The organism is Kitasatospora sp. NBC_01300 (assembly GCF_041435235.1).
Taxonomy (GTDB): domain Bacteria; phylum Actinomycetota; class Actinomycetes; order Streptomycetales; family Streptomycetaceae; genus Kitasatospora.
Map to the genome: position 1 here is coordinate 3,603,297 of NZ_CP108408.1, position 12,521 is coordinate 3,615,817.

The 12,521-nt window shown below is 74.9% G+C and carries 12 protein-coding genes, 1 tRNA gene and 1 riboswitch; of the genes, 8 read left to right on the top strand and 5 right to left on the bottom strand.

Going from position 1 to position 12,521, the window contains the following annotated elements; all coding sequences use genetic code 11:
* Positions 1–130: 130 nt before the first annotated feature.
* The 5 genes from lhgO to OG556_RS15895 all read left to right on the top strand — a co-directional run bounded on the left by lhgO (position 131) and on the right by OG556_RS15895 (position 5,566).
* Entirely contained in the window at positions 131–1,366 is a 1,236-nt protein-coding gene (gene lhgO, locus OG556_RS15875; RefSeq protein ID WP_371517589.1) for an L-2-hydroxyglutarate oxidase, read from the top strand.
* 55 nt (positions 1,367–1,421) lie between these two features.
* Positions 1,422–2,252, top strand: a complete 831-nt coding sequence (trmB, locus tag OG556_RS15880) for a tRNA (guanosine(46)-N7)-methyltransferase TrmB (RefSeq protein WP_371517590.1) — start codon at positions 1,422–1,424, stop codon at positions 2,250–2,252.
* Positions 2,253–2,368: 116 nt separating this feature from the next.
* Positions 2,369–3,661 carry a PrsW family intramembrane metalloprotease gene (locus OG556_RS15885; RefSeq protein ID WP_371517591.1) on the top strand — a complete coding sequence of 431 codons (1,293 nt, stop codon included), beginning with the start codon at positions 2,369–2,371 and terminating at the stop codon, positions 3,659–3,661.
* Positions 3,662–3,711: 50 nt separating this feature from the next.
* A tRNA-Met gene (locus OG556_RS15890) sits at positions 3,712–3,785 on the top strand.
* A gap of 584 nt (positions 3,786–4,369) precedes the next feature.
* Positions 4,370–5,566, top strand: coding sequence for a hypothetical protein (locus OG556_RS15895; protein WP_371517592.1), 1,197 nt, complete (start codon positions 4,370–4,372; stop codon positions 5,564–5,566).
* On the opposite strand, the gene OG556_RS15900 is transcribed toward OG556_RS15895, so the two are convergent.
* The 4 genes from OG556_RS15900 to OG556_RS15915 form a co-directional block, all read right to left on the bottom strand.
* Positions 5,563–6,024 carry a GNAT family N-acetyltransferase gene (locus tag OG556_RS15900; RefSeq protein WP_371517593.1) on the bottom strand — a complete coding sequence of 154 codons (462 nt, stop codon included), beginning with the start codon at positions 6,022–6,024 and terminating at the stop codon, positions 5,563–5,565. The two genes, OG556_RS15895 and OG556_RS15900, sit on opposite strands and share 4 nt — an antisense overlap.
* A gap of 36 nt (positions 6,025–6,060) precedes the next feature.
* Positions 6,061–6,813, bottom strand: coding sequence for a hypothetical protein (locus OG556_RS15905; protein ID WP_371517594.1), 753 nt, complete (start codon positions 6,811–6,813; stop codon positions 6,061–6,063).
* Positions 6,814–6,966: 153 nt separating this feature from the next.
* A complete protein-coding gene (locus tag OG556_RS15910) occupies positions 6,967–7,707 on the bottom strand; it encodes a sensor domain-containing protein (protein ID WP_371517595.1) in 741 nt (246 codons plus the stop codon).
* Between the two features lie 164 nt (positions 7,708–7,871).
* Complete coding sequence (locus tag OG556_RS15915) at positions 7,872–8,444, bottom strand: GNAT family N-acetyltransferase (RefSeq protein WP_371517596.1); 573 nt, start codon at positions 8,442–8,444, stop codon at positions 7,872–7,874.
* A 42-nt stretch (positions 8,445–8,486) separates the two neighbouring features.
* On the opposite strand from OG556_RS15915, the gene OG556_RS15920 reads away from it, so the two are divergent.
* Positions 8,487–9,458 (top strand): hypothetical protein, encoded by a 972-nt coding sequence (locus OG556_RS15920; RefSeq protein WP_371517597.1) that lies wholly within the window; start codon positions 8,487–8,489, stop codon positions 9,456–9,458.
* 60 nt (positions 9,459–9,518) lie between these two features.
* Here OG556_RS15920 and OG556_RS15925 read toward each other — a convergent pair whose 3' ends face one another.
* Complete coding sequence (locus tag OG556_RS15925) at positions 9,519–10,352, bottom strand: M23 family metallopeptidase (protein ID WP_371517598.1); 834 nt, start codon at positions 10,350–10,352, stop codon at positions 9,519–9,521.
* Between the two features lie 12 nt (positions 10,353–10,364).
* A riboswitch (cyclic di-AMP (ydaO/yuaA leader) is annotated at positions 10,365–10,523 on the bottom strand.
* 359 nt (positions 10,524–10,882) lie between these two features.
* Here OG556_RS15925 and OG556_RS15930 point away from each other — a divergent pair.
* Positions 10,883–11,710 (top strand): alpha/beta fold hydrolase, encoded by an 828-nt coding sequence (locus OG556_RS15930; RefSeq protein WP_371517599.1) that lies wholly within the window; start codon positions 10,883–10,885, stop codon positions 11,708–11,710.
* Positions 11,711–11,778: 68 nt separating this feature from the next.
* Positions 11,779–12,348: a TetR/AcrR family transcriptional regulator gene (locus tag OG556_RS15935; RefSeq protein ID WP_371517600.1), complete on the top strand. Its 570-nt coding sequence runs from the start codon at positions 11,779–11,781 to the stop codon at positions 12,346–12,348.
* The last annotated feature ends 173 nt before the right edge of the window (positions 12,349–12,521 follow it).

Sequence of the window (12,521 nt, forward strand, 5' to 3'; positions counted from 1 at the left end):
GCGCACCGGCGGGAGGGGCCCGGGCACTCGGGTACGGCACCGCCACCCGGGCCCGGGCGCCCTCGACCGGTCCCGCCCGGCGTGGCAGCATCGGCGGCGGGGGAGCCGGGCGGACTGCGAGGAGCGGGCGGTGGCGTACGACTTCGACGTGCTGGTGGTGGGCGGCGGGATCGTCGGCCTCGCCACCGCGTACGCGCTGACCCGGGCCCGGCCGGGGCTGCGGCTCGCGGTGCTGGAGAAGGAGCCCGGCTTCGCCGCCCACCAGACCGGGCGCAACAGCGGGGTGATCCACAGCGGCGTCTACTACCGGCCGGGCTCGTACAAGGCCCGGTACGCGGTGGCGGGCGCCGCCGAGCTGGTGGCGTTCTGCCGCGAGCAGGGCGTCCCGCACGAGGTCACCGGCAAGCTGATCGTGGCCACCGGCGCGGAGGAGCTGCCCCGGCTGGCGGCGCTGGCCGAGCGCGGGCGGGCGAACGGCATCCCCGTCACCGAGGTGGACCGGGCCGGGATCGCCCGGTACGAGCCGCAGGTCACCGGGGTGGCGGGGCTGCACGTCGGCACGACCGGCGTCTGCGACTTCCCGGCCGTCGCCACCGCCTACGCCCGGCTGGCCCGGGAGGCGGGTGCGGAACTCCGGCTCGGCTGCGAGCTGCGGGCGGTGGCCCGGCGGGCGGACGGCGTGACGGTGCAGACCTCCACCGGGGAGCTGCGCTGCCAGGTGCTGGTGAACTGCGCCGGGCTGCACAGCGACCGGATCGCCCGGCTGGCCGGGGACGAGCCCGGGGTGCGGATCGTGCCGTTCCGCGGCGAATACTACGAACTGGCCGAGGGGCGAAGGGACTTGGTGCGCGGTCTGGTCTACCCGGTGCCCGACCCGGCCTTCCCGTTCCTCGGCGTGCACCTCACCCGGGGCGTCCACGGGGACGTGCACGTCGGCCCGAACGCGGTACCCGCGCTGGCCCGCGAGGGCTACGACTGGCGCACCGTGCGCCCGCGCGACCTGGCCGGGACGCTGGCCTTCCCCGGCGCCTGGCGGATCGCCCGGCGGCACTGGCGCCAGGAGGTGGGCGAGTTGCACCGCTCGCTGTCGAAGCGGGCGTTCACCGCCGCCGTGCGGCGGCTGCTGCCCGCCGTCGCCCCCGAGGACCTGGTGCCGGCCGGCGCCGGGGTCCGGGCCCAGGCCGTGGCCCGGGACGGCTCGCTGCTGGACGACTTCGCCTTCGCCGGTTTCGACCCGGCCGACCCGCGCTCCCCGCGCCGCGCGGTGCACGTGCTGAACGCCCCCTCCCCCGCCGCCACGGCCTCGCTGCCGATCGGCCGCGAGGTGGCCCGCCGGGCGCTGGCGGCACTGGAGGCCGGCGGATGAGCCCGGTCACAGCGCCTTCGGGAGGGGCCCGGGGGCCCCGTAGACTCGGGGAACTGTGACTGCCACCGCCCCGATCCCCCAGCCCTCGCCGTCCGCCCGGTTGTCCGCCGCACCGGCCGGATACCCCGCGCCGATGTACCCGCACAAGGCCACCGATGCCCAGCACCGCGAGCGGCGCATCCGCAGCTTCCAGCCGCGCCGGGGCCGGATGACCAACGCCCAGGCGGGCGCCCTGGACCGGGGCTGGGAGGCCTACGGCATACCGATCGACGGCAGCCCGCTCGACCTGCGGGAGCTGTTCGGCGAGCTGCCGGTCACCCTGGAGATCGGCTTCGGCATGGGCGAGACCACGGCCGCCATGGCCGCCGCCGACCCGGCCATGGGCATCCTCGCCGCCGACGTCCACACCCCCGGCCACGGCAACCTGCTCGGCCTGCTGGAGCGCGACGGCTCGCGGAACGTGCGGCCGGCCGCCGGCGACGCCGTGATCCTGCTGCGCGACATGCTGGCGGACGCCTCGCTGGCCGGCCTGCGGGTCTACTTCGCCGACCCGTGGCCCAAGCCCAAGCACCACAAGCGCCGACTGGTCCAGCCGTCCTTCCTGGAGCTCGTGCTGCCCCGGCTCGCCCCCGGCGCCCTGGTGCACTGCGCGACCGACTGGGAGCCCTACGCGGAGCAGATGCTGGCCGTGCTGTCCGCCTCGCCGGAGCTGGAGAACCTGCACCCCGAGGGTGACGGCAGCGGCTGGCTGGAGCCCGAGGACCACCCGGACGGCAGCATCCCCGGCTACGCGCCGAGGCCGGACTGGCGCCCGGTCACCAAGTTCGAACGGGCCGGGCTGGCCAAGGGGCACGTCGTCCACGACCTGCTGTTCCGCCGCCGCTGAGCCGCCGTCGGCCGTTCGAACGGGCCACCGCGCGATGACCGGTGGGCCGTTCCCCGGCCGGACGGTTCGTCCGGAGTCCTCCCGACGGGCGGGTGCGGTGGCCTACCCTGTGCCGCATGGGCAGCCCGGCCGGCGGCGGGTCCCGGGCCACCGTCCAGGCCGCCGCTGACGCACCGGAGACGGTCCCGCGCACCGGCGACACCCGGACCATCCCGGGGCCCCGGAGGCGCCGGGCCCACCGCCTCGCGCCCTGGGTCGGCGCCGCGTCACCGCCGCCGCCGTCCGGAGCCGCCGCACCGCGCCGGCGCGGCCACTCGGTGGCGGTCTCCTCCGTCACCGCCACCGCCGTACTGACCCTGGCCGGCTGCGGGGTGCTGATCCTGCACCTGGTCCAGCGGCAGACCGGCACCGTCGGACTGCTGGTCGGCGTCGGCCTGGCGATGGTGCCGCTGCCGTTCGTGCTCGGCGCCCTGGCCTGGCTCAACCTGACCGCCCGGGTACCGCTGCGGCACACCGTGTTCTGCCTCGCCTGGGGCGCCTGCGCGGCCACCACCGTCGCCATCGTGGCCAACAACTGGACCGCCAGGTACCTGACTTCGCACCAGGGCCCGCTCGGCGAACTGCTGGGCGCCGGCATCGCCACCCCGCTGATCGAGGAGACCGCCAAGGCCACCGCCCTGCTGGTGCTGCTGCTGCCGCTCGGCCAGCGGCTGCGCTGCCACGGCCGCCGCACCGGCCGCCCCTGCGCGCCGCTGCTGCACCGGCTGCCGGCCCCCCGGCTCCCCCGCACGTACGCCCGCCGCCCGGCCGGTCCGCACGCCCGGGGCCGGCTGCGGCTGCGCCCGTATCTGCGCCCGCTGCCGTACCTGCGCCCGGCCCCGCCCTCCGGCGGCGGCCCGCACCGCCGCTCCCGGCCGCGCACCCTGGCGGCCGGGGTGGTGCTCGGCGGGATGACCGCCTGCGGCTTCGCCTTCACCGAGAACGCCCTCTACCTGGGCCGGGCGTTCACCACCGACCAGCGGCAGCGGCTGGACAGCATCGGCCTCGGCGATCCGCCCAGCCTGCGCGACTTCGACGGCACCGTGCAGACCTTCGTGCTGCGCGCGCTGCTCTCCCCCTTCGCGCACCCGCTGTTCACCGCGCTCACCGGGATCGGCCTGGCCGTCGCCCTGACCACCGGGCGGCGCTGGCTGGCCCGGCTGGCCGCGCCGACCGGGCTGCTGCTGGCGATGGCGCTGCACGGCACCTGGAACGCCGCCGCCGACCTCGGCACGGACGGCTTCCTGGTGGTGTACGGGGCGCTGATGGTGCCCTGCTTCGCCGCGCTGGTCTGCTTCGCGGCCTGGGCCAGGTCCCGGGCGTCCCGGCACGCCGCCCGGCGCGGCAGGCGCTCCGCCGGGGTGGTCTGAAGAACCGATTTCCCATCTCGGCGACTTCCCCGTAGTGTTGCGTTCACCGACGCGGGGTGGAGCAGCTCGGTAGCTCGCTGGGCTCATAACCCAGAGGTCGCAGGTTCAAATCCTGTCCCCGCTACTCAGTAGCAACGAAAGGCCCGGAGGATTCGTCCTCCGGGCCTTTCGCGTTCCCCGGCGCGGCGAAGGAACGTTCCGCCGCAAAGCCGGCCGCAACGGGACCTGGGCCTCCGACGGCGGAGACCGCCCGGACGACGGCCGCCGGGCCGCCGATAAATCCGTTGCCCTCCCGCCGGTGGGCTGCCTATCGTGGCGGCACACTGAAGGGAGGTGATCCTGAATTGAGTTCCATCAGGATGCGTGAGGTGGCTGCTCGCTAGAGCCGCCCCTGCCTGCGCGGGGTGAGGCCTGAGGCCTCCGGCAGGCGAAATCCATAGCAGTCACCCGGCCCGCAGGCCCACCGGTACATCCCCGGTGCCTCGGCGCCAGGCCAGTGCACGGGCCGGCGCGGAGGAGCAGCCTGCGGGCTGTCTGCGTTCTCCACCACTCTCCACCGCTCTCCACCGCTCTCCGGTGCCTTCCGCCGCTCTTCGCCGTCACCCGCGTCCTGTCCGGGGCGCCCCCGGGTCGTATCCGTGGTGGGGCCGCGGCGCTAGAGTCGGCGCGGGTTCCGGAGCGGAGCGGCGCGGGCACAGGGGGTAGGCGATGGCGAAGGCGCGGCGGCGGAGCGGCACGACGGCCCTGCGGACGGCCCGGTGGGCCGCGCCCGGGGCGTTGGCCGGGACGGGCCTGCTCGGGCTGCTGCTCTTCTCGCTCGACCGGGAGCAGGCCTGGCAGGCGTTCGGCGGCGGGCTGGTGGTGGCCGGAGCCTCGACGGTGCTCGGCGGCGCGCTCGGCTTCCTGTTCGGAGTGCCCCGGGTGCGCAGCGGCAGCGGCGAACCGCAGGGCTCGTACGCCCCGAACACCAACCTGGAGCAGGTGTCCGACTGGCTGACCAAGGTGCTGCTGGGCGTCGGGCTGACCCAGCTCGGCTCGCTCGGCGAGCGGCTGCACCAGCTCGGCACCGCGCTGGCCCCCGCACTGGGCGGGGAGGACGCCGCGGTGCCGTTCGCGGCGGCGCTGGTGCTGTACTTCGTGGTCTTCGGCTTCCTGGCCGGCTGGCTGGTGACCAGGCTCGCGCTGCCGCAGGTGCTGACCGACGCCGACCAGGCCCTGGACCTCTTCCTCGCCGGGCAGGACCGCGACCGGCGGGGCGACAAGGTGGGCGCCGACGACCTGCGGGTCCGGGCGATGCAGCAGCTCGGGCTGCTGGGGGACAGCGCGGAGCAGTCGGCCGCGCTGGCCGCACAGCTGCCGCCCGCCTCCTCGCCCTCGTCCGGGCCGGCGGGCGTGGTGGCCGAGGTCCGCTCGACGGCGCGGCGCTCGGCGCTGACCGCCGACCAGGTGCGGGCGCTGTACGCGGACGGCTCCGAGGGCCGCCGGATCCAAGCACTCGCACTGATGCAGGGCGACCCGTCGCTGGCCGACCTGCCGAGCCTGCTGGACGCGATCGAGCGTCCGCGCTCCGGCTTCGAGCAGTACCACGCGCTGCTGGCCGCCCGGGGCCTGCTCTCCCGGCTGCCCGGCCCCGAGGCGCAGCGGCTGCGGGACGCGGTGGCCGGGCAGTTGGTGCTGCCGGAGGGGATCCCGTACGGGTCGGACCGCAGCTGGCTGGCGGAGAAGATACTGTCCCGGCTGGAGACGACGGCCTTCGTCCCGACGCAGCCGGCCTCACCCGCCGAGCCCGGCCGGCCGGAACAGCCGGCCCCACCCGCTCAGCCCGCTCAGCCCGTCCAGTCGGCTCAGCCCGTCCAGTCGGCTCAGCCCGTCCAGTCGGCTCCGTCGGCGGGCGACCCCAGCTAGCTGCTGAACTCCTTGACGGTGAAGTGCAGTTCGGGCTGCTCCCAGGGCGTCTTGACCTGCGGCGGGCGGGTGCCCGTGCGCTCGGCGCCCATCTGGAGGTAGAAGCCCTCGGCGGGCGGGTGGGACACCACCTTGATCGAGGTGATCCCGGCGGCCCGGGCGCGCTCCAGCATGTCCGCGATCAGCTTCCGCCCGATGCCGAGCCCCTGCGCCTCGTCGGCGACGAACATGAGGTCCAGTTCCGCCGGTTCGCGGATCATGCCGTAGAAGCCGAGCAGCAGGTCGGTGGTCGGGTCCAGGGCCAGGAACACCTCGTGCCGGGCGACGTACTCGGGGGTGACCCGGTAGCCGTCGATCATCGCCGCGTAGTCGCCGCGGTAGGCGGTGGAAGCCTGGATCAGCTCGGTGAGCCGGTCGGCGTCAGCCGCCCCGGCTCGCCTGATGGTCGTCTCGCTCATGCGGGCGAGTATAGGGGCGCTGACCAGGAGAGACCATTACTTTTCGGTGGCGGACCGGCGGCGGTGGTCGGCGGCCCGCAGCACCAGGACGCGGCGGGTGCGGCCGTCCGCGGCGCGGGGGAAGCGGCGGATCTCGCTGGCGACGCGACGCTCGCCGAGCGCGAACCGCAGCGGGTCGAGGTGGGCGCAGCGGAGGCCGTGGCCGTCGTGCAGCGGCTGGACGCGGACCTCGCCGTCCGGGGAGGTGACCCGGACGAGTTCCACCAGGGCGGCCAACTGCCGCTCGGGGCCGAACAGTTCGGGGTAGGCGAAGAGCAGGTAGCCGCTCAGGGTGAGCGCGAAGGCGCCGTCCGCGAACGGCAGCCGGGGCAGCGCGGCGGCCACGTACTGCTGCGGGTGCGCGGCCGAGTCGGCGGCGAACAGGCGGCGGGCGCGGTCCCAGCTGCGCAGGTAGCGGTCCGGTCGGCAGGAGCGCGGCGACGGGTAGAGGTGCGGGCGGGCGGCCATCGCGGTGGCCATCGACGCCCGGGCCGCCAGCGCGTGGGCCGCGACCTCGGGTGCGGGGAGCGCGTACGCCGGGTCGGCGGCGATCACCCGGCAGCCGAGCCGGCGCGCCTCGGCGGCCAGGCCGGCCGCACCGCCCGGGCAGTCCAGCACCGGGCCCGGCAGCGCGGCGAGCTGGGCCCGGGTGAGGTCGAACAGGTCGCAGTACTCGTCCAGCGGGCGGGAGGTGACCAGGATGTCCCGGCCCAGGGCGCCCGGGTCGGCGGGGGTGTGTGCGGCGGACACGCGGCCATCCGAACACGGGTCGGCCCCACCCGCATCCGGAGCACGTCCGGGTGGGGGCGGGGCCGGGGAAGCGGGCGGGGCCGGGGAGGCAGACAGGACCGGGGAGGCAGGCGGGACCGGGGAGGCAGGCGGGACCGGGGAGGGCTGCGGGGTTCAGCGGCCGAGCAGGCCCTGGGCGGCGGCCCGGTTCACGTTGGTCAGGCCGCGGACCAGCTGCGCGGTGAGGATGATGAGCAGCACCCCGACCAGCGAGAAGCCGGCGATCTGCCAGGCCCCCTCGATGTAGTAGACGTGCTGGACGTTGTCGCTGTCGTAGAAGTCGAAGATCCGGTACCCGCGCCAGGAGGTGAAGGCCGGGAAGATCCACTGGTAGAGCGGGTACAGCGCCATCGCCCAGCCGAGCAGCAGGAACACCAGCGACAGGGCGAAGCTGAGGACCGCCCACGGGAACATCACCACCTGGTAGAACGCGGCCTTCCACCCGGCCGGGTCCGCCAGCCGCGCGGTGATCGCCCCCCAGGTGCCCGGGCGGGTCTGGCGCACCGGCTCCGGGGCGGGCACGTCCAGGGCCAGCATGCCGCGCACCCGGGCCCGCTCCATCCGGCCCATGCCGCGGGCGACGGTGGTCAGGAGGGCGAGCACGGGCAGGCCGAGGACGGTGACGAAGGTGCCGATCCCCATGCAGAACAGCACGATCGAGACGGAGAAGCCGATGACCGACAGCGGCAGGCCGGTGAGCGTGTAGCCGATCTCGCGGTAGTAGTGCTTGGAGAACGGCGCCCGCCAGACGGCCGGCGGCTCCTCGGTCCGGTGGGCCCGAGCGGGACGCGGGTCGTCGCCGTAACCACCGAGGACGTCCCACTCACGGTCCTGCGTGCTTCGGCTGATGCTCATGTCCCGGCCCCGGTCCCTCGTTCTCGACTGCTGATGGCATCAGTCTGGTCGAACGGCGGGCCGGGGAGGATCCGGAGGCCTGGCGGATCGGGGGTGGGGTTAACCCCCCGGGCCCGACCCGGCAGGCTGCCCCCAGGCCCACGCCGGACGTCCGCGCCGGGCCGTCAGCCGGGCGCGCCGGTCCACTCGTCGGCGAGCAGCGAGTACAGGTACGAGTCGGACCAGACGCCGCCCTTGTGGAGGTCGTGCCGGACCCGCCCCTCCAGCTGGAACCCGAGCCGGAGGAGCACCTTGGCGGAGGCGGCGTTGTCCACGTCGACCCGGGCCGCCAGCCGGTGCACGCCGAGGGCCTCGAAGGAGAGCTCGCAGAGCAGGCCGGCGATCTCGCCCGCGTAGCCGCGGCCCCAGACGTCGCGGCCCAGCACGTAGCCGAGGTGGGCGGAGCGGTGGTTGCCGAGGGTGAGGGAGGCGTGGGCGATCGGCGTGGCGTCCGCCGGGTCCTCGGCGTCCTCGCGCCGGGTGACGGCCAGCCGGTAGGTGTCCCGCTCCGGCGCCATCGCCTCCTCCAGGTAGAGCTCGATCTGGTCGGCGCAGGTTTCGCGGTCGCGCGGCTCGAAGGGGAGGTAGCGGGTGACCTCCGGGTCGCCGAACAGCCCGTACAGCGCGTCCACGTCGCCTGCGGTGTGGTGATACTCGCGGATGGCCAGCCGGGGGCCGGTGAGTCGTACGGGGACCATGGCAGCCGACCCTACTCCCGGCCAGCGGTTACCGTTCGAGCTATGAACGACGAAGACCTGCGGCTCGCCCCGCGCACCAGGGCCTCCGACCTGCTCGCCTGGGCGGCGGCGGAGGACCGCACCCCGGTGGCCGAAGCGCCGCTGCGCGCGGTGCTGGCCCTGCTGGAGCTGGGCGAGGGCAGGATGCACGACGGCTGGCCCGAACTGACCTCGAACGCGGTGGAGCACCTGCTGTACGAGCGGCTCTACCTGTACGTCCAACCCGAACCGGAGGCGGACCCGCTGGCGTACGGCGCCGCCGTCCGGCTGCTGACCGACCACCAGCGGGCCGCCAAGCGGCTCAACGCCAAGCGCCAGGAGCGGCTGCACGCCGAGGCCGAGTGGCAGGGCGAGGTCGCGGCCGGGCTGCTGCGCCGCGCCGACCTGGTGACCTGGCCCCGGCTGTACGCGCTGCTGCTGCACGCGTACGGGGCGGACGTCGCGGATCCGGAGGCGGTGCGGGAGTGGCTGACCGGCTTCCGGGAGCTGGCGCAGGAGGAGCGACTGGCCAGGTTCGCCGCACTGGCGCAGACCGGCTGGCTGGACGAGGTGGACGAGCAGGGCTGGAGCCCGACCCGGGTGATCTCGGTCGGCATGGCCACCGACGGCGCGCGCCGGCTGCTGGAGCAGGGCCTGATGCGGCGCAGCTACCGCAACCTGGCCGAGCTGACGGCGCTGGGCCAGCCGATGCCGGACGAACTGGCCGGGGACTTCGGGGCGTTCGAGGAGGCCGCGGTGGAGGCCGCGCTCGACCTGTACGGGGAGTGGACGGTGCCCGGGCTGCCGCGAATGCTGGTGGAGGAGTTCCCGGACCTCGCGCCGGAGCCGGGGCAGGAGGAGATCGACGCGTACCTGGCCGGGCTCGCGCAGGAGGAGTTCGACGCCCGCATGGAGGGGCTGGCGGGGCCGGCGCAGGAGGGGTTCGACGCGCACCCGGCGGAGTCGGCGGACCCGGCGGACCCAGTGCAGGAGTGACGCGGCGAAGCCCCGGCCGCGGTGCCTTCTGGTTCCGGCGGCCGGGGCTTCGCGGGTGCGTCAGGGGTTGAGGCCGCGCTGCTGGAACCAGGTCTCCGGGTCGACGGGGGCGCCGCCACCGGGGCGGACCTCCACGTGCAGGTGCGCGCCGGTGACGTTGCCGGTGGCGCCGACCTTGCCGATCTGCTGGCCGGAGGCGACCTTGCCGGAGCCCTTGATGATCGAGGAGAGGTGGCAGTACCAGATCTCGGTGCCGTCGGGCAGGGTCTCGACGATCCGGTAGCCGTACGAGCCGGACCAGCCGGCCGAGGTGATGGTGCCCTGGCCGACGGCGTAGACGGGGGTGCCGGTGTCCGCGGCGAAGTCCAGGCCGGTGTGCAGGTGGGCCCAGTAGCGGGCGCTCTGGCCGTAGTGGGCGGTGAGGTGGTAGTCGCGCACCGGCAGGGTGAGGGCGGCGGCCTTGGCCCGCTCGGCCTCCTCGGCGGCCCGCTTGGCCTCGGCCTCCTTGGCGGCGGCCTTGGCCTCCGCCTCCTTCGCGGCCTGGACGCGGGCGTCCTCCTCGGCGGCGGTGCGCTGGCTGTCGGCCTGCAGCTGGATGCGGGCGGCGAGCGCGAGGCCGGGGTCGGCGGAGAGGGCGACCGGGGTCTCGTCCGGGGTCTCGATGGCGGGGGCGGCGGCCGGGGTGGCGGAGGCGAAGCCGGTGGCGCCCAGGGTGGCGGCGACGGCGGTGACGCCGAGCAGCGGGGAGGTCCCGCGGACCTGACGCGGCATCCGGTGCCGGTTGGTCTCGGCCTCCGGGCCCGCGTACTCGGGGCCGTCCGGGCCGGGGTGGTCGAGGAGCCGGGTACCTGCTGCGAGGCCGGCCGGGTGTGCCGGAGTGTGCGTCGACGCCACGGAGGCGCGCTCCTTTCCTTCCTTCGCGCCTACCGGGTTAGCTGACGGGTTCGGAGCAGGAAGGTCTCCTACGGCCGGGCCGGAGCCCCGCCGATTCACCCCAAGGAACGTGGTTCCCCGGCTCCCTGACCTGCCCGGAGGCCGGTCGGTGGGATTAGGCGACGGCGCACGGTGCCGTCTGGGTACGGCGTTGACGACCGCGCTGCGTTATCAAACGTTAATCCTAGGAGGCCCTGATTCCAAGCCGTTCGCCCGGGACGACCTGAGACGGGCGGGGCATTCTGGGGCACGGCGGGCGTTTTGTTCCCCTTGGACACCCCTGGACCCCTTTGAACACCATTGACGCCACCTCACGTGATCGGACGTCAACGAACGACCCTTCACCTGCAAACCTTTCGCCGACCTCCCCCGCTCCGCAGGGCATGAAGGCTTGACGGCTAAGGCTATTAGCCTTAGCTTTATGGCTATCGGCGGCAGCGCCGAAGCCCCGCACCGAAGCCCCGCACCGGCAGCCCTCCGGAGGCCCCCCCATGAACGCCACCAGCGCCCCCACCACCCAGTACCTCGACGTCACCGGCGGCCGCCTCGCCTACGACGACACCCGACAGGGCGACGGCGCCCCCGTCGTGCTGCTCCCCGGAATGCTCGACACCCGCGCCGCCTACCGGCACCTCCGCCCGCTGCTGGCCGCCGCCGGCCGCCGGGTCATCACCATGGACCTGCGCGGCTTCGGCGAATCCTCGATCGTCTGGGACGACTACTCCCCCGCCGCCATCGCCACCGACGTCCTCGCCCTGCTCGACCACATCGGCATCGACCGCGCCGTCCTGGTCGGCAACTCCTACACCGGCGCGACGGTCGTCAAGGCCGCCGGCGACGCCCCCGAGCGGGTCGCCGGCATCGCCCTGGTCGACGCCTTCGTCGAGAACCCCCCGCCCGGCGCCCTCCTGCGCGGCGCCCTCCGCGCCATGGGCTTCCTGACCGTCCATTCGCCCGCCTTCTGGGGCCTCTACCACCGCAAGCTGGCCTACCCGGGCGCCAAGCCCGCCGACTTCGACACGTACGTGGCCGGACTCGTCGCCGCCATGCGCACCCCCGGCCGCAAGACCGCCACCCGCGGATACGTCAGCGGGGACTCCGCGCCCGTCGGCTGGACCGCGGCCGTGCGCTGCCCCTCGCTCGTCATCATGGGCAGCAAGGACCCCGACTTCCCGAAGCCGGAAGCCGTCGCCGACCGGCAGGCCGCCGCGCTCGACGCACGGAAGGTCATGATCGACGGATCCGGGCACTACCCGATGGCCGACAACCCGCAGGCCACCGCCGACGCCCTGCTGCCCTTCCTCGCCGAACTCGTCTGAGCCCCGCCCGCCCACGTCAGCCCCGCCCCGCCACATCAGCCCCCTTCCACCGACGGAGAGCCCGCGCCATGCCCCGAGTAGGACTCACCCCCGAGCAGGTCGTCGACCACGCCCTCGCCCTCATCGACGAGCAGGGCACGGAGGCCCTCACCCTGGCCGCCGTCGCCGCCCGGGCCGGGGTCGCCACCCCGTCGCTGTACAAGCACGTCAGCGGCGGCCTCGCCGAACTGCGGCGGCTCATCGCCGTCCGGGTCACCGAGGAACTCGCCGACCGGCTCGCCGAGGCCGCCGTCGGCCGCAGCGGGGACGACGCCGTCGACACCGTCCTGCGCGCCTACCACGCGTACGCCACCGAGTACCCGCACCGCTACAACGCGCTCCCCCAGGCCCCGCAGCCGGACGACGACCTCACCCGCGCGGCCGGACGGCTCGTCGGGGTGATCATCGCCGTCCTGCGGGAGTACGGCCTCGACGGCGCGGAGGCGATCCACGCCGCCCGCACCGTCCGCTCCGTCGCCCACGGCTTCGCCTCCCTCTCCATCGGCGGCGGCTTCCAGCTCGCCGAGGACCTGGCCACCACCCAGAGCCGCCTCATCACCCTCCTCACCACCGGCCTGCGCACCTGGCCCACCCCCTGAGACGCCGGCCGTGGCACAACCCGCCCGGCCTCCCACGACGACGACGGAACCACCACCACACGGGGTGGGGCGTGCACCAGAAGTCGGACCCGCCGACTTCCCGTGCGGCGGGCGGGCAGCGGGCCTGGGGGCGGTGGGGGCGGACGGGTTAGTGTGGCCGGGCTGACTGGTGG